Source organism: Candidatus Thiodictyon syntrophicum (assembly GCF_002813775.1).
Taxonomy (GTDB): Bacteria; Pseudomonadota; Gammaproteobacteria; order Chromatiales; family Chromatiaceae; genus Thiodictyon; species Thiodictyon syntrophicum.
This window is the reverse complement of the sequence record NZ_CP020371.1, coordinates 396622-416864: the sequence shown is the minus strand read 5'-3', so window position 1 is coordinate 416864 and position 20243 is coordinate 396622. Positions and strand designations below refer to the sequence as shown.

18 protein-coding genes and 1 pseudogene are annotated in these 20243 nt (G+C 63.9%); 11 read left to right on the top strand and 8 right to left on the bottom strand.

The genetic code is table 11. The annotated features are described in order from the left end of the window. Positions 1-215: 215 nt before the first annotated feature. Together THSYN_RS31190 and THSYN_RS31185 are read left to right on the top strand one after the other, a co-directional pair. The gene (locus THSYN_RS31190; RefSeq protein WP_157818071.1) at positions 216-1082 is read left to right on the top strand and encodes a ParA family protein; all 867 of its coding nucleotides are present in this window, start codon (positions 216-218) and stop codon (positions 1080-1082) included. Positions 1083-1174: 92 nt separating this feature from the next. After that, a complete protein-coding gene (locus THSYN_RS31185) occupies positions 1175-2059 on the top strand; it encodes a ParB/RepB/Spo0J family partition protein (RefSeq protein ID WP_157818070.1) in 885 nt (294 codons plus the stop codon). A 608-nt stretch (positions 2060-2667) separates the two neighbouring features. On the opposite strand, the gene THSYN_RS31175 is transcribed toward THSYN_RS31185, so the two are convergent. Then, positions 2668-3678: an IS1 family transposase gene (locus THSYN_RS31175; protein WP_100917404.1), complete on the bottom strand. Its 1011-nt coding sequence runs from the start codon at positions 3676-3678 to the stop codon at positions 2668-2670. 321 nt (positions 3679-3999) lie between these two features. Beyond that, a complete protein-coding gene (locus tag THSYN_RS31170; protein ID WP_100922948.1) occupies positions 4000-4812 on the bottom strand; it encodes a UDP-2,3-diacylglucosamine diphosphatase in 813 nt (270 codons plus the stop codon). Between the two features lie 197 nt (positions 4813-5009). Between THSYN_RS31170 and THSYN_RS31165 the strand changes: the two genes are divergently transcribed. The 6 genes and pseudogenes from THSYN_RS31165 (at position 5010) to THSYN_RS31140 (ending at position 9499) form a co-directional block, all read left to right on the top strand. After that, complete coding sequence (locus THSYN_RS31165) at positions 5010-6173, top strand: glycosyltransferase (protein ID WP_100922947.1); 1164 nt, start codon at positions 5010-5012, stop codon at positions 6171-6173. 345 nt (positions 6174-6518) lie between these two features. Then, the gene (locus tag THSYN_RS31160) at positions 6519-6884 is read left to right on the top strand and encodes a DMT family transporter (RefSeq protein WP_100922946.1); all 366 of its coding nucleotides are present in this window, start codon (positions 6519-6521) and stop codon (positions 6882-6884) included. A gap of 14 nt (positions 6885-6898) precedes the next feature. Beyond that, positions 6899-7360, top strand: coding sequence for a GNAT family N-acetyltransferase (locus tag THSYN_RS31155; protein WP_100922945.1), 462 nt, complete (start codon positions 6899-6901; stop codon positions 7358-7360). Positions 7361-7705: 345 nt separating this feature from the next. Next, positions 7706-8338 carry a DUF4010 domain-containing protein gene (locus THSYN_RS31150; protein WP_100922944.1) on the top strand — a complete coding sequence of 211 codons (633 nt, stop codon included), beginning with the start codon at positions 7706-7708 and terminating at the stop codon, positions 8336-8338. 21 nt (positions 8339-8359) lie between these two features. Beyond that, positions 8360-8572: pseudogene (locus THSYN_RS36495) on the top strand (acetylxylan esterase); the annotation flags it as partial. A gap of 198 nt (positions 8573-8770) precedes the next feature. Beyond that, positions 8771-9499, top strand: coding sequence for an esterase family protein (locus THSYN_RS31140; RefSeq protein ID WP_100922943.1), 729 nt, complete (start codon positions 8771-8773; stop codon positions 9497-9499). A 131-nt stretch (positions 9500-9630) separates the two neighbouring features. Here the strand turns inward: THSYN_RS31140 and THSYN_RS31135 are convergent, their stop codons facing one another. The 3 genes from THSYN_RS31135 to THSYN_RS31125 form a co-directional block, all read right to left on the bottom strand. Then, the gene (locus tag THSYN_RS31135; protein ID WP_236849023.1) at positions 9631-10305 is read right to left on the bottom strand and encodes a hypothetical protein; all 675 of its coding nucleotides are present in this window, start codon (positions 10303-10305) and stop codon (positions 9631-9633) included. Positions 10306-10324: 19 nt separating this feature from the next. Further along, positions 10325-11797 (bottom strand): type 2 periplasmic-binding domain-containing protein, encoded by a 1473-nt coding sequence (locus THSYN_RS31130; protein ID WP_236849022.1) that lies wholly within the window; start codon positions 11795-11797, stop codon positions 10325-10327. 83 nt (positions 11798-11880) lie between these two features. After that, a complete protein-coding gene (locus THSYN_RS31125; protein WP_100922941.1) occupies positions 11881-13662 on the bottom strand; it encodes an extracellular solute-binding protein in 1782 nt (593 codons plus the stop codon). 205 nt (positions 13663-13867) lie between these two features. Here THSYN_RS31125 and trhA point away from each other — a divergent pair, with 205 nt between their 5' ends. Next, positions 13868-14482 carry a PAQR family membrane homeostasis protein TrhA gene (gene trhA / locus THSYN_RS31120; RefSeq protein WP_100922940.1) on the top strand — a complete coding sequence of 205 codons (615 nt, stop codon included), beginning with the start codon at positions 13868-13870 and terminating at the stop codon, positions 14480-14482. Between the two features lie 109 nt (positions 14483-14591). Here trhA and THSYN_RS31115 read toward each other — a convergent pair whose 3' ends face one another. Continuing rightward, positions 14592-16178 (bottom strand): CHAD domain-containing protein, encoded by a 1587-nt coding sequence (locus tag THSYN_RS31115; RefSeq protein WP_236849021.1) that lies wholly within the window; start codon positions 16176-16178, stop codon positions 14592-14594. A 355-nt stretch (positions 16179-16533) separates the two neighbouring features. Between THSYN_RS31115 and THSYN_RS31110 the strand changes: the two genes are divergently transcribed. Together THSYN_RS31110 and THSYN_RS31105 are read left to right on the top strand one after the other, a co-directional pair. After that, positions 16534-16767 (top strand): TraR/DksA C4-type zinc finger protein, encoded by a 234-nt coding sequence (locus THSYN_RS31110; protein ID WP_100922939.1) that lies wholly within the window; start codon positions 16534-16536, stop codon positions 16765-16767. A gap of 287 nt (positions 16768-17054) precedes the next feature. Then, positions 17055-18395, top strand: coding sequence for a DUF3422 family protein (locus THSYN_RS31105; protein WP_100922938.1), 1341 nt, complete (start codon positions 17055-17057; stop codon positions 18393-18395). Here THSYN_RS31105 and THSYN_RS31100 read toward each other — a convergent pair. Together THSYN_RS31100 and pstS are read right to left on the bottom strand one after the other, a co-directional pair. After that, positions 18358-19107 carry a hypothetical protein gene (locus THSYN_RS31100; protein WP_236849020.1) on the bottom strand — a complete coding sequence of 250 codons (750 nt, stop codon included), beginning with the start codon at positions 19105-19107 and terminating at the stop codon, positions 18358-18360. The two genes, THSYN_RS31105 and THSYN_RS31100, sit on opposite strands and share 38 nt — an antisense overlap. Positions 19108-19137: 30 nt before the next feature. Continuing rightward, entirely contained in the window at positions 19138-20223 is a 1086-nt protein-coding gene (gene pstS, locus THSYN_RS31095) for a phosphate ABC transporter substrate-binding protein PstS (RefSeq protein ID WP_100922937.1), read from the bottom strand. Positions 20224-20243: the final 20 nt, after the last annotated feature.

Genomic DNA, 20243 nt, shown 5'->3' with positions numbered 1-20243 from the left:
GTACGCGGGGCCTCAATGTTAGGTGATGCCGCCAGAGGTGTCTCATCGGTGTCCGCGAGCGGAAAAACCAGCAAACTCATGACATAGTCGCACGAAGCGAACCGAGTACCTTGACGAGAGCATAAAGGACCCTGGCGGGGAAAGCAATACAGTGTTATTTTAGCTCAAGACACTACGGTATTGCTTTTTGGGGGTGTTTGGTGCAGGTGATAGCAGTGGTGCAGAATAAAGGTGGCGTAGGTAAGACGACGCTTACGCGGGTCCTGGCCGAGTATTTCTCGCGCAAGGGGCGGCGGGTGTTGGCGATCGATCTGGACGCTCAGTGCAACCTTTCCCGTCGGTTCCTGGAGATGGAATATGACCAGGCGGATCCGGACGGGGTCTTGCCGCCCCTTCATCCGCTGTTTCAAGAGGGTGATGACGGAGGGTGGTCGGGGCGCAGTTCGAGCGCCGACGTCTATTTTCAAGGTGAGGTCTATCCTTATCCGACGCGCATTGAAGGGTTAGAGGTATTGCCGGGCCATGGTCCACGGCTGCGTCAAGTTGAACTTGTCCGCGTCGGCGATGTGCGTGAGCAGGTCCACAATCGTCTGTACGAGTTCCTCGTCCTCGCAGAGGTGCGCGACGCCTACGATTTGGCCTTGATTGATACTGCACCGGCTAAAGGTCCGCTGACGATCAGCGCGATGCGCGCCGCCACTCACGCGATCATCCCAACGACGCTCGAGCCGCAGCCAATTGAAGGGTTATTTGGCATGTTACAACTCTGGAGGCAAGAGATGCATAGTCGCGACACGAGCCGACCACCGTTGAAAATCGCGGCAATCCAGCCGAACCTCTTCAGAAAGGGGGTGGCATTGCACGAAGGTCTACTGGATTCGCTTCGCAAAGACACGGCCGTTGCGAGCCTGCTGTCTCCGGTCATCCTCCACCAGCGAATTGCATTTGCAGAGTCCGACCATGCCCAGGCGCGACCCAAGAGCGTATTCGATTTAGCGGAAAAGGATCCCGCGCGCTTGGAGGCGATCGCGATGTGCGAGTACGTCGCAAGATCGCTAAGTGAAGGGGGGGCTGGACTATGACTACCCCTCCCAAGCGCTTCCGATTCGGTGGGTCTGCGATCACTGATGCGATCAGCGAGACAGTACGACGGGGCAATGTCGAGGCTGGGGTTATGCATGTGGATGCCTTGGAGGTGGAGAGGATCGAACCTGATAGTGATAACCCCAGGCAATTGCGCATTACCGAAGACGAGTTTGGATGGCTCTTGGACCCGGTGGCGGTGGCCGCGGCAAGGGTTTCGGAATCTCAGTCGGCGCGAATCAAGGTGCTGTTGCGTCTTCGGGATCTGGCTGATTCCATGCTGGAGAGTGGCGTTCTCCAGCCGATCCGGGTGTTCCGACACGGGAATCTGTATCGGATTGCTTATGGAGAGCGTCGTTATTGGGCGGCTCGTTTGGCGGAGATCAAGAACATCCCGGCGTGGATATCAGATCAAAGACCAGCGCGTGTGCGTACGTTGCAACTTGTCGAAAATCTTCATCGCGATGATCTCGACCTGGCGGGACGGTTACGGAACGTCTTGGGCGTTCTTGAAGAACTTGCAGAAGAAGGGGATACGACCGGCGAACGATTGGCGAGCCTCGTGGGGATTGCTGAGCGGAGCGCGCGGCGATATCTGCAGGTGGCGCGTGGACCAGAAGATGTTCGCGAAGCGGTCTTGGCTGGGATCATTCGAGACTTGTTGGTTGCGGCTTCGGCGTCTGCCATCCGAGATGACGTGCAACGCGGGGTGGTCCTGTCGCTGCTTGCGAAGGGCTTGAACTGGGAGCGAGCGGTCGCGGAGGCAGAGAAGATGCGTAATCCGCCTGCGGAGCGGATGCGCGGACGTCCCATGATGAAGGTGACGCTTGGTGCGACAACGAATGTGGGAGTCGTTCGAGAGATTATGCAGATCGTGCTGGGTGAGGAGCGGCTCCCGCAGCTGGAATGGTCTGATTATCGAGCGGTAGGAAAGGCATGGAAGGCATTTCTCGCCGAGATGGAGCAACGTTTTTGAAGACGACCGTGCGAATGACCAGTGCCATGCGTGAGTCCTTGCGGAATGCGGCGAAAGCGTACGGGGGTAAGGGCAAGAGCCGGTGGGTGAGGGAGGCATTGGAAGCGTTGAATGCGGATGACCCCTGTCTTACGACAGTGGGGCATGGAGAGAGTGCGTTTGTGCCGGAGTGCTCGGATCAGGTCATACTTGGTCCCGGCGACAGTGACTTGTTGGAGCAGATGGTGGCGCGTATCCGTAAACAAGACCCCTTGGCTGAGGGGGTTCAGTCACAGATTCTGCGTGCGGCCATCCGCGGGAGGCTTCAGCGGTCAACTTGACCACTGGCCGAAAAAGCTCTGTAACTATCTAATTTTTAAATAAAAACTTCGTGTTTTATTTTTCATAAAATATCCTCCGAAACGTTGCTTCAAGACGGGACGCACTAGATCCTGAGGCGCTGTTCTGGGGCTTGGTTCCCAGCGATAGGCCACTCACTACCGCAGATAGTGAGCCCCCGCGGCCCACGAGAGCCTGAACAACTCGGCGGCAGGGGTTAATGATCAGGTCTGCTGCGGTGGCACTGGTTCAGTTTGGTTCTTCCTTATCCTTATGTTTTTGTAGTATTTTTATAACCTGGGCTGTCGAACTCTAAGGACCTCATCCCACGAGAGTCCCTGCTGGAGAATCCCCAGAGCCACCGCAGGAACCTGTTTTGTCGTGAAGTGGCTGCGAATAAAGTTATGGACAATCCACAACATATCCAATGTTCTTTGCAAACCAGAAATGCTCTTCGCGTACGTATTCGTTCGGCGGCGATAAGCAGAATTCTTTCGCCGAAATGAAGCGTTCGATGCTTCCAAATGATTAGCATGAATATCGGCTGGCGTCACATCTTGATCGGTTTCTGGATGCTCCGGATGAGGGGTTTCGTATTTGGGACGCGAGTGCCCCGTTCTATCAGTTCCTTTCCCTTTATTCTTAAGGCGCACCTTCACACCGCGACGAAGCACTTTCGGTGGGCGGCCGCGTTTTCCGGTTCGCAATACTTCGTGGCAAATTTCAAACAGGAGATTGCCATACCGACGTTCCCCGTCGGTGACTAGAGTGACATCGCCAGTACGCAGGATGACATCTCTAAGTATTTGTATGGCATATGAAAATAGGCTGCGATCCTTTTTCCCGCACTGAAGCGCCCAGATAAATCGACTTGCCCTTTCCATCAGTACGATCGTCCAGCCTTCACAATCCTCCGGGGGGACATTCCTATTCACTTTCGTATAAAGCTCATCACCTTCGATCAGTTGCTCAATAAAGGTGTGCGTCAGGGCATATATGACCAGCACATCCTTGCAATCGGCCAGGCGACGCTCCCATAGGAGCAACGTATTCTTCGCAATCGCGAAGGCCCGGCAGGCGGCGTTCAAGCCGATCCCCTCAGTGCGCGTTTTGAGCACTTGAATGATGAAGCTGGTCGGTTTCCTGAGCCCCTCGATAAGGGTGGCTTTGGTCTCGGAAAAGAGCCTATTGCAACTTTGACATCGCCACAGCAAACGCGTACCGTTATGACCGGTTTGATACGTCTTGTGATGCCGACAATTCTGTGAATTGCAATGAGGGCATGTCCATTGTCCGTTCAAGAAGTTCTCACTTATTCAAAAAGTGACGGAAACCCGCGCCGAACTAGATATATTACATATATTTCAATGTCTTGTAAACAGGAATTAAACTGAACCAGTGCCGCTGCGGTAGATGTGTTCAATGGGGATTGAGGGTGACGCAACTAAGTGTCACGTGACAACATAGGATAGGGAAGGTGGTGATCCGCACGAGTCGCGGCATCGTGCCGTCATCCCTGATGGCAAGGTCGAGCGTTGGCTACGTAAACTGCGCCTTGGCCCGAACCGGGGCTGACGAAGCGAGCGGGGAAGGGGGCGTGATGTTGCGCGCAGCGCGGTCGGTCAACCGACCCCGGCCAGGGCCAACGCGGGCAGCGGTCCGCTGAGGCTCTCGGGAACGGCATCGGTCCAGCGCAGCAGTTCCAAACGGCCGTCGTGGTGCTCCACCAGCGCGGTGCAACTCTCCACCCAGTCACCGCAGTTGCAGTAGAGCGTCCCGTCCAGTTCCCGCACCTCGGCGTGGTGGATGTGGCCGCAGATCATGCCGTCGACCTCGCGCAGGCGCGCCTCGGCCGCCACCGCCTGCTCGAAGCTGCCGATATAGCTCACCGCGTTCTTGACCTTGTGTTTCAGATAGCCGGCCAGTGACCAGTAGCGCAGCCCGAAGTGGCGCCGCACCCGGCTCACCAACCCGTTCAGGGCCAGCAGGTGACCATAGACGCGGGAGCCCAGGCGGGCCAGCCAGGGGCCGCACTGGACCACGCTGTCGAAGCGATCCCCGTGCAGTACCAGGAACCGCCGACCGTCTGCGGTCTCGTGGACCACCTCGTCCCGGATCAGGACGTTGCCGAAGTCGGCCCCCAGGTGGGCGCGCAGGGGTTCGTCGTGGTTACCGGGGCAGAAGATCACCTGGGTATCGGTGCGGGCCTTCTCCAGCACCGCGCGCACCACCGCGTTGTGGGCCTCGGGCCAGTAGACCCCGTGGCGCATCTCCCACAGGTCGACGATGTCCCCCACCAGATAGAGGTGTTTGCAGTGGGTGGACTGGAGAAAATCCAGCAGATACCCGGCCTGGCAACCACGAAAGCCCAGGTGGACATCGGAGATGAAGATGCTGCGATATCGCAGGGGGTTGATGCGCGTGATCTCGGACATCGCGGTAGGATCCTCGACGATGAGTTCGGCGCATGGTCGGCAATCTCTGTTGCCGCACCATGGAGGAATGATGAAGATGGCGTGAAGTCGTACGCCCGGCGTGACCTGCGGCGCTTCTGTCATCATTCGTTCACGGCGCGGGCGGGACCCGGTCGCTACCATGACGGGATTTTTTCTGCGAGCCGCGGGTGACTTTGATGCGTGTGTTGATGATCTCGGACGTGTATTTTCCGCGGATCAACGGGGTCTCCACCTCGATCCAGACCTTTGCCCGGGAACTCGTCGCCCAGGGGTGCGCAGTGACCCTGCTGGCCCCGGACTACGGACCCACCGCGCCCGAGCCGTTCGAGGTCATCCGCATCCCGTCGCGCTACCTGCCGCTGGACCCGGAGGACCGCCTCCTGCGAGTGGGTGCGTTGCGGCGGCGGCGCCCGGACCTGGCGCGGCGGGGGTTCGACCTGTTGCACATCCATACCCCCTTCGTCGCCCACTACAGCGGGCTGGGGCTGGCCCGGCGGCTGGGCATCCCGGCGGTGGAGAGCTACCACACCTTCTTCGAGCATTACCTCGACCATTATGTCCCCCTGGTCCCGGCCGCCTGGCTGCGCGCCCTGGCCCGCCGCTTCTCCACCGCCCAATGCAACGCCGTGGACGCCTTGGTGGTGCCCTCCGAGGCGATGCTCGAGGTGCTGCACGGGTACGGGGTGCGTACCTTGGCACGGGTCATCCCCACCGGGATCGAGTTGGGACAGTTCGGCCACGGGGACGGACCCCGTTTCCGGCAGCGCTATGGCATCCCCGCGTTGCGCCCGGTGCTGGTGCATGTGGGCCGGCTGGCGTTCGAGAAAAACATCGCCTTTTTGCTCCGGATGCTGGTTCTGGTGAAGGCGCGCCTCCCCGAAGTGCTGTTGGTGGTCGCCGGCGAGGGGCCGGCACGCCATGCCCTGACGGACCAGGCCCGCAAGCTCGGGCTCGCCGACAATATCCTGTTCGTCGGCTATCTGGGCCGCGACGGTCCCCTGGAGGATTGCTACAGCGCCGGGGCGGCCTTCGTCTTCGCCTCCCGCACCGAGACCCAGGGCCTGGTGCTCCTGGAGGCGATGGCCCTCGGCGTCCCGGTCGTCTCCACGGCCGTCATGGGGACGCGGGAGGTACTGGCGGAGGGTCGCGGCAGCCTGATCGCACCGGAGGATGAGCAGGCCTTTGCCGCTCGCTGCGTCCAGGTCCTCACCGACCCGGTGCTGCGCGAGTCCCTGGCCCGCGAGGCCCGGGCCTATGCCCAGTCCTGGTCGGCCCCGGTGCTCGCGCAGCGGCTGCTGGGGTTCTATCGGGAGATCCTGGAATCCCGCCGCGGACCTTGATCATTTCACCGTTTTGGGCACTTCGGTCACGCCGAGGCCGCTGGTCCGCACCGCGCGCGCGGGCCGCAGCGATGAGCGAGGCCCCGCCGCGCACCGCCCCGATGGTAACCAGGGTGTCATCAAGACCACGGATAATCGTGACAACCCTGTCAGTCTGCCCCGGTCAATTGGAATCTCGCCTGGTGACTCCTCTTGTAACTCCTTTTGTAATCTTTCGCGCCCCGTCTGCGATGTTGCCGATCGCCAGGCGCCCGCCCGACACCCCGTTGATCCTGCAGTGCGGTTGCAATACCGTTCTCGCCGGCGGGCGTCCAGTCGCGGCGTGGGCAGCCGAGGGGTGAACAAATGAATACCCTGATCGCCGCGATCGGCTGCGTGCTGCTGTCAGTGACGGCGCAATTCCTGATCAAGGCCGGCATGTCGAGCGTCGCGGTCAAGACGGCGCTGGCGCAGCCCGCCGGACTGCACACCGCCGGGGCCGTCATGCTGAGTCCGTCGATCGTCATCGGCTTCCTGTTCTATACGCTGGGGGCGGTCCTGTGGCTGGCCGTATTGGCGCGCTGGGATGTCAGCAAGGCGTACCCGCTGGAAGGTCTGGGCTTCGCCCTGGCCCTGATGGTCGGCTTTGCGATCGGCGAAGAGGTCACCGTGATGCGCGCGGTGGGGGTACTGCTGATCTGCGCGGGCGTGTTCGTCGTCAGTGCGAACTGACCAGGCCCTTAGTAATGAAATACGAACCACGGATTGAAGATCTGCTTCACGGGGACGAGCGGACCCATGAGACGGCGGTCAGGCTGCTCGTCGAGGCGTTCGATAATCCCGTCCGTTACGATGAGCAGCGCATTCGGGTGGAACTGGCGCCGGCGCCCACCCTGTTCTATCGCAAGTTCTTCGTCGCCTATCATGGCGATGAGGTGGTCGGCGTCGGGGGTGTCAAAAGCGCGGATTGGGCCTCGAATACGCATATTCTGTACCTGTCCGCGGTTGCGCCGGCGGCGCGTGGGAAGGGTGTCGCCAAGGCCCTGGTCCAGGCCCGTATCGACTGGGTGCGGGCGGGTTTTACCGCCGGGTGCATACTCGTTTCAACCACGCACAAGAAGCGTTTTGCCGGGTACGGATTCAGACCCTTACGGGAAGACGAGGCCGCGGGGCGCACGCTGATGGTGCTCGACTTCCCGGAGTCCTAGGCGTGAGTCGCGAGCGATCTCAAGCCTGTGGTCAGAGACCTCGACTGGTCGGTTCGGTCGGGCACCGCGACGACCGATCCGGCTATTACCTTAATATCCCAGCGCTATGAAGCGTCCGTGACCTCGTATATCTTACCTCTATGGTAGGACATCGCGACGGCAAAGCCGATGTCCTGTGCAATGATGATCAAGGCCACGACGGCGTCACTTCATGGCAACCTTGACGGTTTAGAATTCCGCCGCAACCGTCCGGCATATTTGGCAGTGCTTGTTCCGGCAGGAGCACTATCATAGGTCCGAAATTCATCCTCTGGGTCGCCGTCAGCGTCGTCTCGGGCATTTGGTATGCCATGGACCCCGCTGCCCACCCGCTTGGCGATCCCAGGGCGTCCTCAGCAAACAGCACGGTCGGGCCGGCGCCGGCGCCGTGGCCGATACGCCCTTGAGTGTCGGCTGATCCCGGCCGCTCGAGCGTCACCGCGCCTTTGGTACCATAGCCTGCGGGGACGCGCAAAGCAGGTCTTCCTGATCCTCCGAGTCCCTGCCATGTCCCCCGCACAAGCCACCTTCTACCAATGGTGGACCTTGGGCGACGCCCAAGGCGCCGCCGCCACCGGCCTGACCAATCCCTTGGAACTGTCGGCAGCCATCGGTTTCGGCGCCTTCCTGGCCCTGGTCATGGTCCTGGCCAAGGGGGTCGAGATCTGGCTTGGCCAGGTCGGCGTCCTGGCCCTGGCAGCCGCCTCGGGCATTGCCGACGTCGATGCCATCACCCTGTCCCTGGCCGGAATGGCCCGGACCGGGTTGGACCGGCAAACCGTCGTCACCGGCATCGTCATCGCGGCGGCGACCAACTCACTGGTCAAAGGCGGCATGGCGACCACCATCAGCGGCGGGCGACTCGGGGCGAGCGTCGCCCTGCCGCTGGCCGTGGCCGCCGTCGTCGGACCAGTGGCGGTCTGGATCACGTCGTGGTGACTGCCCCCGCGTCGCCGATGACTCTCGGACATCGACCAGCGCAGTCGCTACATCCTGGGCGGCTGCGTCGAGGATGTCTGGACCGGAGTCTCGGCCCTGCTTGAGCTGGTCCCCGCACTGACGGGGCACCTCGGTTATCTGGGCATCAGCCTGGGCGGGGGCATCGGGGCCATGGCCCTGGCCTGGGACGAGCGGATCGCTCGGGGCCGGACACTTCGATTACCCCAACCAGGCGCATCAGCAACAGGCCCTGCTGGCCGAATTGTGGGCCTTCTTCGCGCCGCTTTGAGGCCCGCAGGATGACCAAGGGCCCGCGGGGCCGAACCGCGGGTCACGTCAGCGTAACCTTGGCGGGCTAGAATCCCCTCGTCGCCGCTCGGCGCAGCCGCCCGACATAGCCGTCGGCACCTCCGTAAGGTCCTGCAACCCAGAATGAACCGCGAATACCACCGCTGGTACAGCGAGCGGCTCGGCCGCACCATGGAACTGCTGGTCTTCGGCCATGCCGGGGCCAAGGTACTGGTATTCCCAACCCGCGACGGGCGCTTCCATGAGTACGAGGACCTGCGCGTGGTCGCGGCGTTGGATCACAAGATCCGGGCCGGCCAACTCCAACTCTATTGTGTGGACAGTATCGATTGGGAGTCGCTCTATTGCGATTGGTGCCACCCCGCCGATCGTCTGCGCCGCCATTGCGCCTTCGAGGAGTATATCCTGAACGAGGTGCTGCCCCTGATGGCGATGAAGAACCCGCATCCCTGCACCATCGCGCACGGGTGCAGTCTGGGGGCCTTCCATGCCGTCAATATCGCATTGCGCCACCCCCAACTGTTCCAGAAGGTCGCGGCCTTCTCCGGGCGCTATGACCTGACCCTGAATGTCGACGACTTCCGCGACCTGTTCAGCGGCCATCGGGACGCCTTGGTCTATTACCATACCCCGGTCCAGTATCTCGCCAACCTCTACTGTCCGGAGCGTCTCGCGGCGCTGCGGCGGATGGACATCGTGCTGGTCGTCGGCAATGAGGACCCCTTTCTCGACAATAATCGCTACCTCAGCCGGCTGCTCTGGGAGAAGGGCATTCGGCATAGCCTGCACGAATGGGACGGACGCGCGCATCGCGGCTCATCCTGGCGGCGGATGGCGCCGTTGTATGTGTAGGATCGGGGGGCAACGACGCCCCTGTGCTGGTCCCCGGCAGGCAGTCCTGGCGGCCCTGCCGTGCGCGGTGGCGCAACGGTGCCGCTTGACCTGGCGGCGGAGCCACCAAGCCCCGGGGACCTGGATCACCGTTACTGAATCCCTGCCGCCTGCTTGAAGTGGCCTTCCAGCTTGAGCCCATAGTCGATGGCGCGATTCAGTTCCACGGTGTATTTCTCCACCGCCCCGGCGGCGGTGGCCAGGGCCGCCTGGTGGGCGGTGGCGTCCACTGATCCGGCGGCCTGTTGGGTATAGGACTGGACCTGGCCGCCGGTGTCCAGTTGGAAGGGACCGGTGAGTTGGCGCGGGTCGATCTGCTTCAATACTGCATAGTGGCGGTTGAGTTCGGCGATCTTGGAAATCAACGTCTGCTTCACCTGGAGATAGCGCGACAGGTACTCGGTGAAGGTGGCATAGGCGTTGAGATTGCCGATATGGGCCGGGTCGGTCAGATACTCCGGGGTCCATTGGATGGACAGCACGTTGTAATAGTTCTGGAAGTCGAACAGGTTCACGTCCTTATCGGAGCGCGCCAAGGCCAGATAGGCCTGGTCCAAGGCCTCCTTCACCCAGCGCTCGCGATCCTCCCATTGCTTCTGGTTGCCTGCCATATCGGCCGGGTTGAACTCGCTCCCGCCGAAGGAGAAGCTGCCCAACTGCTTGAGGTAATCGCCGAAGCTGGCCGCCTGGGCCACCGTGGTCGCCATCAGCGTGCCGAGCAAAAGCGCGCGTAGCCGCGTGCCCGGCGGCGGCCGTTGTGTCCTCATGTTGCTGGTCCTCGATGATTCAGAGATTGGGTCCGATCGGGTCGCCAAGCCCCTGGTAGGTGCGGATCAGGGCCATGATGACGTCGCCGCTCTGGGCCGGGATGAGGATCTGGGAGGCCTTGATCAGGTCCGGCACCAGTCCGTTCTCGGTCACGAAATCGCCCAGCACGTCGTTCATCTCCTGGTTGGAGATTTGGGTACTGACCGGGCGGAAGCCCTCCTTTTGCAGGGCCAGGAGTTGGATGTCGCGCGTCAGCAGGAAATCCTTGAAGCGCCGAGCGGCCTCGACCTGGGCCGGGGAATTGCCGTGACGCAAGGTGTAATAGGGGTGGTCCGAGATCAGATTATACTTGGGATAGCGAATCATCGGCTTGGCCCCGCCCGGGTCATTGGCCTTGCGGATGAAGGCGAGCTTCACGCCCAGGTTCTCGTAGACATAGACGCTGGACAGCGGCTGACCCCCATAGCCCGCCTGCATCAGCGGCTCGGCGAGCTTGCCGGTGCTGTCCTTGGTCTGGTCCGACATGTATTTCATAAAGGCCAGATAGGCCTGGAAGTCGGGGTTCTTGAGATCTTCCAGACGGATCCTGTAGCGCGTCCGGTCCTTGGCGAAGAACTCGTAGGCCATGGTGATCAGGGCGACGGCGCCGCTGTTGGAGTCTTGCGGGCGGGTGAAGCCGAATTGGAAGTTGCGCCCGTTCGGGTCGATTTTCTCGCCGCCCAACTCGCGGGAGAAGACCTCGGTTATGGTATCGAAGCTCATCGACTTTTGGACCTTCTGGTCGATCGCCTGCTGCACCGGCTCCCAGGTGATGAAGATCATGGGGCTGCGCGCCACCGACTCATCGGTCTCGAACAGCTTGCCGCCGGTGAAGGCGTCCTCCACGACGGTGCGGAAGATGCTGGAGGCGGGGGCCCAGACCTGATACTCGTTGCGCCCGCCGTGCATGGTCTTGCCGTCGGCGAGCAGGGCCGCGGACTCGGCTGAGCCGATCTTGTCGATGGTGAGCCGGATGGGCTTGCCGTCGATGCTGTTGCGCGCCGGGTCGGCCATGAAGCGCCGGGCGGCCTCCTCGAACCAGTCCTTCTTTTCGGAGCCGGCAGCGATCTTGACCTCGATCACCTGCCGGTCCTCCGCTACCGGATAGACCACCTGCTGCTGCCCGGTCTTGGCCGCGGCGACCTCCACCGGTTTGACGGTGACCGCCTGGGTCTTGACGGTCGCTCCGATCGATTCCTGACCGTCGCGCGGCAGGACGACCGGGGCCGGGCTCTCCGGGGTGCTCGGCAATTGTTGGGCCGGCGCCTCCTTCACGGCGGCGCCCGATGGGGTCCCGGCTTGACCGGGGGTCGCGCCGGGTTTGGCCTGGACCTTAGACAGGTCGACGTTGAGGCTACCGAAATCGAACAGCTTCTCGGCCGCCGGGAGCGCGGGCGCGGCGAGTGCGATACCGAGCACCAGCAAGGTGCGGGCTGCCGTACGGCCGAGCATTACGAATGGGGACCTGGATCGGCGTTCAGTTGGCGCGGAATTAGCGGAACCTGACATCGGGGTTATCCTCGCCTGTGCAGTGATTACAGGAGTTCGCTGAAGCGCTTGAAGATCTCGCGAATCTCCGCGGAGTCTCCGCGGCGCGTCTCGCCGCCGGCCGCGGCACTGATAGCCTTGAGGGGCGCGTCGTCGGCCTGACTGCCGAAGGCGACGCCGAAGACCGGGATCTTGCAGGCCGGATCGCCCAAATAACCGCCGCCGCCGTCGGATTGGGCGAAGCCGAGCTGTCGGATCAGGTCGGCATCCGAAACCTTGGAGGCATTGTCGATTCCATCGGTCAGGACCACCAGGACGCGGATCGACCGGTCCGCCGGGTCCGCTTTGATCGCTTGGCAGAGGTCGGTCCAGGCGGTGGCGATGGCCGAGCGCATGGCGGTCCCGCCCGCCGGGTGAATCTTGGCGAGCGTCTCCGCCAGGCGCGCCTTACCGGCCGCATCCATGGCGATCGGCTGGCCCTTGGGCGTCAGCTCGGAATACTGGACCTGATAGTCATAGAGCAGCAGGGAGAGGCGGTCCTTGTCCTGGAGGGTTCCGGCGAGCAGATTCGCACTCTCCACCGCCATCTCGATGCGCGAGCGCTCCACCCCGCGCTCGTTGTCGCGCAACTTGGTGTCCATGCTGCCGGAGCGGTCGATCACCAGTACCACCTGGGACTTGTTCTTGATTGCGCGGAAGGCATCGCGGGCGGCCTTGACGACGTTGCCGCCCGGGGTGGCGAGGAAGTTGTGCACCGTCTCGAACGGCTGCACCCCATGGTCCGGTTTCCAAACCATGGCATAGATCTTCGGGTCCATGTCGAGGGCGACGCTCGGACGGAACCCGTATTGCAAGGCCTTGGCCTGGGTCTGCGGGGACATCAGGAAGGCGAAGTAGCGCTTGGCCCCATCCTCCTCGTCCGCGTCGACCCAGTCGCGCTTGACGATGGCGAAGGGGTGATTGGTGGCGAAGGTACCCTCCTTGGGATAGACCGCCACCAGCGTGGGGAACTTGAGTCCCTGGTCGCGGATGTACTGGTTGGCCTGGATCACGTCGCTCTCATAGAGCACCACCGCGTCCGCGTACTGGGGGCCGCCGGCCCGCATCTTCTCGGCATAGAAGCCGGTGGAGCGGCCATAATGGATGACGCTCTCATGGACCTTGGCGACGAATTCGCGGACCTTGGGGTCCTCGACCTTGGCGAGCGACAGGCGCGGCACCGGCCGCCCCGCCTGCGCCTCCGCCCCCGCGTAGAACTGGGCGACCAGGGCCGACAGCCCACTGTTGGAACTCTCCGGACTGGTCTGACCATAGCGGAAACCGCCCGCACTGGAGCGCTTGAAGACCTCCGCCCAACCCACCTGATCGGCCGGGCCGAGCATGGCGAGCACCGGCTCCCACATGGCGATCACCACCGGGGACGAGACCAGAAAGCCCTCGACCTTCAGCAGGTCCTTGCCCTGCTTCTCGGTCGACTCGTAATTGATTAGGTTGACATAGAGGTCCGAGGCCGGGCTGGTCGCGTGGACCTCGTTGGGACCGGCCTTACCGTCCTTGATCTCGTTGACCGCGTCGCCCGACCCCTTGGGGATGGCGTGGACGCAGATGGTCTTGCCCGAGGCGGTCTTCTCGCCCTGCCGGTTGAAGGCGTCGGTGACCTCGTGGATCCAGGGTGCCTTCTCGGAGCCGTAGGTGAAGCGAACGACGACTTGGTTCGCCGTCGGGATACACAGATTCTCCACCTCCGCCGCGGACGCGGCACCGGGGGCGAGACCAAGGAGCGAGACCGCCAGGGCGGCGGCTGGGAATCGCGACAGGTCCGTGAACATGAGACCTCCGAAGCCGATCGATGGGGGGCCGCACGGGTTCCGCGCAACTTTTCACAAGTGTGACAGGAGAATGTGACAGCATTGTAACGGCGGCGCCGTCCAGCGTTCTTGCGGTAACGTTCTCGCAACCTTGCCGTACTAGGATGCCGCCGTTGCGGCACGGTCACTTCGTCGGCCGCTCCGCCCTTGAGAGAACCTCACCTCGATGTACCCAGGCGAGCGTTTCAACAGCATCACCCACCTGGTCGGCGCCGTGCTGGCCCTGATCGGGGTCACCGTGATGGTGACCCTGGCCGGTGTCGCGGGCGGGACCCTGCGGATCCTCAGCTTCACCGTCTATGGGGTGACGCTGTTCCTGCTCTACCTGTCATCGACCCTCTACCACAGCCTGCGCGGGCGCGCAAAGGCGCTCTTCCTGATCCTCGACCACCACGCGATCTATCTGTTGATCGCCGGCACCTATACCCCATTCACCCTGATCGCCCTCAAGGGAAGCACCGGCATCTGGCTCTTCGGCGCCGTCTGGGGGCTGGCCCTCGTCGGTATGGTCACCGACACCCTGCGCGGTGGGGGAGGAGGCCTGCTGTCGGTCTGCATCTATCTGCTGATGGGCTGGTTGATCCTGTTCGCCCTGGATGACCTCATCGCCGCCCTGCCGCCGGCCGGTTTCGCCTGGCTGGTGGCGGGCGGGCTCTTCTACACCGTGGGGGTGACCTTCTACGTCCTCGACAACCGCTGGCCCTGGTGCCATGGGATCTGGCACCTGTTCGTGCTGGCGGGGAGCGTCAGCCACTACTTTGCGATCTTGCTGTATCTCTAGGCTTCAGTCTTGGTCCGGTATATCCAGGGCTGAAGCCTTGGACTCCGGCGCGGGCCGGCCGGAAGGATGATCAAGGTGCCGACGGGCGACCCAACCCGTCCCGCCCGATTCACTTGGAAGCGGTCCGCACCGGCGTGCGCACTGGCCGAAACAGGCTCCGGAAGGCGCGTTGGTTGGCCCTGTCCTGGTATTCGGCGAACACGGGGTCGAACGCCTCCCGTGCCTGCTGTTGGCGCTCGAGCAGGTTGCCGATCAGGGCGCCCATGGCCAGCAGGGTAGGGGGGGACGCCGCGCCTGCGTCGCTCATGCGCTGGGCCAGGTCACGGAGATGGGCGGCCTGCACCGCCAGGTCCTGGTAACCGCCCAGGTTGTCGAGCAGGTCCTTCATCAGCGCGATCAGGGCGCGGGATTGCTCCTTGGGATAGAGACTCTGGAAGAACTCGATGAGGTAGCGGAGCTTCTTGCAACTCTTGCGCAATTCGTGCAGGTCTTGCGGCGGTGATTCGGGCCGGATCGCGCGGCCCTCCCGACGCACCCGCCGGACCAGTGCCCAGATCCGCCGATCGGCCACCTCCTTGATCGGGCGCGCGCCGTTCGGCGTATCCGGTGCCGCCGCGGGCGCCTCCAGAAAGGCCCGCCAATCAGTCTGTAAGCGGGTGAAGCGGTCCGAGTCGAGCGCCTGGACAAGGCGCTCCTGCTCGCCCGCATAGCTGGACTGGAGAAACTCCCGCAGCGGCTCCAGGTCGGCGCCTAACGGGGCGGGGAGGGCCTGCCGATAACTGTCGAAGGCAAGCAGGTAGACGTCGAGATCGCGCACTGGTCCGGTCACCTGCTGGAGCCAGGCGAACTCCTCCTTGAAGTGCGTTACCTGGTCCTCGGGAAAGACCCCGCGGACCTGGCCGAGCGCCGAACGGGTGCGCCGGGTCGCCACCCGCAGGTCGTGCAGGAACTCCGAATCCAGGTTGGCCCGGGTCCCGTCCAGGTTGGCCTCCAGGGTGTTGAGCAGTGCGAGCAGGATCTCCCCGGTGGCGAGGTCGGCACGGGCCTGCGGCTCGAGGCTGTACGCGGGCTTGGAACTGTAGTCCGCGGGTTGCCGCCCGGCGGCGGCCAGGGCCTCCAGCAAGAGGGGCGAATCGGCGGGTTCAAGTTCCGAAAGGCCCGCCAGTGCGTCCCGCAAGGCCTCGGCCTCGCGCGCATGACCGCGCACCGGCAGGATGCGCAGCCGCGGTCGCAGGTCACCGGTGGCGCCGCTGCGCGGGTCCCGGAAGCGGGATTCCTCAAGCCCCAGGCGTGCGACCGTCTGGTCGCGCGGGTTGCACAGGTTCAGGTGCCGTACGCGCGTGTGGATGCCCATGACGGGCACCAGGCGGCGAATCCCCGCGATTTCGCTCAGCCGGGACTGGACCGGTCCGGGGGGCAGGTCCCCGGGGAAACCCGGCTCCTCGGGTGCGACCTGCACCAGTGTCTCAGCGCCACGCCCCAGGCCGCTCCAGATGAGCACCGGCGGCGGCGCCGCGCTGCGCCACTCCAGGGTGGCGCCGGCCAGGTAGACCGACCAGTCGAAGGTGTCGAGGTAGCCGCGGTTCAGGGTCTCGGCGGAACCCTCCGTCAGCCGCCAGCGCCCTTGTACCAGGGGCGCGATGGCCGCGATCCCCGCCGGGTTTGAGATCCAATAAACGATTTCGATGTCGATCACCTTGGTTGTACGGCCGGCGGCGATGCCGCCGGAGTGGATCAGTGTCCCTCGAGTGGGCCTTGGTCAGCGCCCCGGTCAGCGCCCCGGTCAGCGGCATCGGTCCGCACGGCGATGGTCCGCACAGCGGTGGTCCGCACAGCGGACCCTACGGGCTAAAGTTCTCACGGACGGGGCGTCGTTGTCGTTGTCGTAATCGTGGTCGGATTATTCGATTACGACAACGACAACGACAACGACAGCGTACCCGGGATCTCGGTCACCACATCGGTTCTGATCGCACCCGGCCACGTCATCCCGGTGTCACATCCGTCTGCGATGATTCTGAACTGCAACGACTCATCCGGAGGCAACACCAGTGGAACGCTTCGCTGACGAACTCGATCTGGCGCAGTTTCGTATCGACCAGGTGACCGAACTGGCGATTGCGGCAATACGCAAACACGCGAGCGTTGCCGTCGGCCGCGAATCGTGCCGTGACTGTGGTGACGTGATTCCCGCGAAACGCTTGCGGTATGTGCCGAACGCGACCCGTTGCGCACCCTGTCAGGAGCAGCAAGAGCGCCATGGAACCCGCGTTGCGCGCGACTGATCCCCCGTCGATTGCACGCCGCCGCCAGTGCGGCGTCAACCCCCCGCAGGTATGCCAAATCAGAATCGCTCTGATAGTTATCTGAAATCATCATGCGACTTGCGGATTTCGATCCGCCAAGCTGGTCCAAGACCTAAGAGTGTTTCGCGGCCTGAGCAGACATCTTCTACGACGCCACCCGGGCCGGGTGGACCGATGGCCGCGATGCCGCTCGCGGCTATCGCATGACGGCCTTGCGTCAGCCAGCCCGGTGACGCTCGCGCGTCCAAGAACGGAGTATCCAAATCATGCCCACTGTCTTTCAAGAGCATCCGCTGCGCCACGCCGTCACGGCCGAGCTTCACGCCCGCACCTTCGAGCCGCTGCACGCCCCGGAACGACTTTCGTATCTCGCCGTGGTGTGCGGCGAGCACGAAACCGACCGCCAGGTGGAGCATCTCAGGCGGCTGCTGGCGTACTATGATCGACCGCTCCCCGAGACCATCGGTCACCACTACTCGCTGGATTTGGGGCCGCTGCGCGTGCGCTGGGAGCGTCACACCGAGTTCGTCACCTACACCTTCAGCAAACAGGGCGCCTACGCGCACCCCTTCGCCGAACCCGTGCTGCATGAACTCCCCGCGGAGTGGCTGCGGGAGTTGCCCGGCGCGGTCATCGTCGCGGTCGCGATGGCCATTGATGCCTGCGCGATGTCGGAGCGAGGCAACGCCGAACTGGCCGCGCTGTTCGACGGCTATCCGGTCATCGGCTCCGAGGCGGTCGGTGGGTTGGCCCGCATCTGGTCGGATCTGCGGATCAATGCCGACGGCTTCGTGCGCATCCTGGTGCGCGACTGCAGCCTGTCGGAGAATCAGGCCGGGCGACTCGCTAAACGGATCCTGGAGATCAACTGTTACCGGGCCCTGGCCATGATCGGGTTTCCGCTGGCGCGCGAGGTGGCCCCCACCTTGAGCGATGCCGATCGTCGCCTGGCGATGTTGGCCGCGCGCATGGCCACTCAAGGGACCGCGGGTGACCCCGGTTTCGAGAGCGAACTGCTGGCCGAGTTGACCGCCCTCGCCGCCGAGATCGAGGAGGTTTCGGCGCGCACCACCTATCGCTTCGACGCCTCGCGTGCCTACTACGGGATGGTCCGGCAGCGGCTCGAGCAACTGCGCCAACAACGTATCGAGGGCCTGCAGACCTTTACCGAGTTTCTCGACGCCCGTCTGGCGCCGGCGATCGCCACCTGTGCCTCGACCCAGCAGCGTCAGACCGACCTGGCGGAGCGTGCGGCCAGGCTCACCAGCCTCCTGCGCGCCCGCGTGGATGTCTCCCTGCAAGAGCAGAATCGGCGGCTGCTCGAATCCATGGATCGGCGCGCGCATCTCCAACTGCGTCTCCAGGAGACGGTCGAAGGTCTGTCGGTGATTGCGATCGGCTACTACGGGGTGGGGCTCGTCGGCTACGCGCTCAAGGGTCTGGAGCATGGCGGCGCCCCCATCGACGCCACCCTCGGCATCGGCATCGCGGTGCCCTTGGTCATCGGTCTGGCCTGGCTCGGATTGCGATCGGTCAAGAAGGGGTTTGCGCATGAAGAACAGGCACCGCCTAAGGCCTCAGAAAGCCCCGATCCGCCTCGCTCTTGAGGAGTTCAGCGAAGCGCTTGCACAGCTTGGGCCGGCGCAGGAAGAGTTGCAGGCTGCGCTTGCGCGAGTCCTTGGCGAGCGTGGAGGGGTCGAAATAGGCCTTGGCGTTGTTCACCGTGAGGACGAAGGGGGGCTTGCCCTCACCCGCCAGCAGGGCGCTCATGATCAGGGCGCCGGTGCGGTGATTGCCCTCGATGAAGAGTTGCGGCCGGCTCATGACCTGGATGTAGGCGCGCGCCGCGCGCCGCCAGACGGGTTCGTCACGGTAGGCGGCCAGGGTGTCCATCAGTTCCCCGACCCCGCCGGGGCCGGACCTGTCGTAGAAGCGCGCCACGGTCTCCGCCAGGTGTTTGGCGGCGTCTTTGATGTCCGCCTCGTCCGTCCCGCACAGCACCAGGTGATTGAGTTGCAGCAGGTCGGCGGAGTTGCCCAGGGCGAGCGGGTTGCGACCAAGCGCCAGCAAGCTGTCCAGATAGGCGTAGCCGGCCAGCAGGTTGGCGATGACCCGGTCGCTCAGCGGGTCGCGGGGTATCTCCAGGGTCGCGTTGATCCGCGCGAAGTCGCGCTGCACCGCCCGCAGCGACCGCTCGATGGCGGCGAGGTCGAGACGCACCCCGGCCTTCGCCGAGGTCTTGGCCGGCCCCGGGCGTCGCTGCGTGAGGCGCGAGCGCCCCGGGCTCGCATCCCCGAGCGGACCAAGACTGTCGTCCATCCCGGTCGTCCCGCGCGGCCGCACCGATCCCTAGCGGACCGCGGCGAGCGCGGCCCTGGCCTTGGCGACGATGGCCGGCGGCAGTGGCACATAGCCCAAGGCGCCGGCGAAGGACTGGCCCTCCCCGAGCCCCCACCCCAGGGCCTCCTTGAGCGCCTGGGCCTTGGCCGGGTCGGCGTAGTGGGGGTCGAGCAGGATCCAGGTGTACCCGACGATCGGATAGGAGCCGGTACCGTCCGGGTCCGGCACGAACAGCCGCAGGTCCGCGGGGACCTGGTCGCCGACCGAGGCCAGGGCCAACTGGGCGTCCTGTGGATTGGGGGTCACCATGGTCCCGGCCTTGTTCTGCAGGGTGGCGACCGGCAGCCCCAGGCGGGCGGCGAACTCATACCCCATGTAGCCGATGGCCCCGCTGGTGATCTTCACCCGCTGGGCGACCCCTTCGTTGCCGACGGCGGTCATGGCGCCGGGCCAGTCCACCAGCTTGCCCACCCCGGGCCCCTGCGCGGCCCACCAGGGGTCGGCGGCGCCCAAGTGGTTGGTCATGATGAAGGTGGTCCCGCTGGAGTCGCGGCGCACCACCGGCACGATGGCGGTGGCCGGCAGTTCGACCCCCGGGTTGGTGGCGCCGATCCGCGGGTCATTCCAGGTGCGGATGCGCCCGGCAAAGATGTCCAGATAGACATCGCGCGCGAGCGTGAGTCCGCCCGTGATTCCCGGGACGTTATAGGCCAGGACCACCATCCCGGCCGTCATCGGGATCATCACCGCCCCACGCCGGTTATCGCCCTGGGCCAGGTCCTTGTCGCTCAGGGCGGCATCGGTGGCCCCGAAATCGACCGTACCGGCGAGGAAGCGCTTGACCCCCTCGCCGCTGCCGACCGCGTCATAGGTGAAGGCGACCCCTGGGTCGGTCCGCCGATACTCCTCGATCCATTTGGTCAGCAGTGGTGCGATGAAGGTCGATCCCGCCCCTTTGAGCGCCAGGCCTTTGCTCTCCACACCGGCGCCTCCCGTCTGAGCCACGCCCTGGGGTGTCTGCTCGCCACAGGCGCAGAGCAGGGTCGCCAGCACCAGCGTCACCGTGATGCCCGTCAATTGTTCGATGGTCTTCATGTCGGCTCCCAGGCTCCGGA

What these genes read in the sequence shown, in the direction of transcription:
- THSYN_RS31185 (WP_157818070.1), top strand. Translation starts at nt 1,175, where the DNA reads ATGCATGTGGATGCCTTGGAGGTGGAGAGGATCGAACCTGATAGTGAT.
- THSYN_RS31170 (WP_100922948.1), bottom strand. Translation starts at nt 4,812, where the DNA reads ATGTCCGAGATCACGCGCATCAACCCCCTGCGATATCGCAGCATCTTC.
- THSYN_RS31165 (WP_100922947.1), top strand. Translation starts at nt 5,010, where the DNA reads ATGCGTGTGTTGATGATCTCGGACGTGTATTTTCCGCGGATCAACGGG.
- THSYN_RS31160 (WP_100922946.1), top strand. Translation starts at nt 6,519, where the DNA reads ATGAATACCCTGATCGCCGCGATCGGCTGCGTGCTGCTGTCAGTGACG.
- THSYN_RS31155 (WP_100922945.1), top strand. Translation starts at nt 6,899, where the DNA reads ATGAAATACGAACCACGGATTGAAGATCTGCTTCACGGGGACGAGCGG.
- THSYN_RS31150 (WP_100922944.1), top strand. Translation starts at nt 7,706, where the DNA reads ATGCCATGGACCCCGCTGCCCACCCGCTTGGCGATCCCAGGGCGTCCT.
- THSYN_RS31140 (WP_100922943.1), top strand. Translation starts at nt 8,771, where the DNA reads ATGAACCGCGAATACCACCGCTGGTACAGCGAGCGGCTCGGCCGCACC.
- THSYN_RS31135 (WP_236849023.1), bottom strand. Translation starts at nt 10,305, where the DNA reads ATGAGGACACAACGGCCGCCGCCGGGCACGCGGCTACGCGCGCTTTTG.
- THSYN_RS31130 (WP_236849022.1), bottom strand. Translation starts at nt 11,797, where the DNA reads ATGCTCGGCCGTACGGCAGCCCGCACCTTGCTGGTGCTCGGTATCGCA.
- THSYN_RS31125 (WP_100922941.1), bottom strand. Translation starts at nt 13,662, where the DNA reads ATGTTCACGGACCTGTCGCGATTCCCAGCCGCCGCCCTGGCGGTCTCG.
- trhA (WP_100922940.1), top strand. Translation starts at nt 13,868, where the DNA reads ATGTACCCAGGCGAGCGTTTCAACAGCATCACCCACCTGGTCGGCGCC.
- THSYN_RS31105 (WP_100922938.1), top strand. Translation starts at nt 17,055, where the DNA reads ATGCCCACTGTCTTTCAAGAGCATCCGCTGCGCCACGCCGTCACGGCC.
- THSYN_RS31100 (WP_236849020.1), bottom strand. Translation starts at nt 19,107, where the DNA reads ATGGACGACAGTCTTGGTCCGCTCGGGGATGCGAGCCCGGGGCGCTCG.
- pstS (WP_100922937.1), bottom strand. Translation starts at nt 20,223, where the DNA reads ATGAAGACCATCGAACAATTGACGGGCATCACGGTGACGCTGGTGCTG.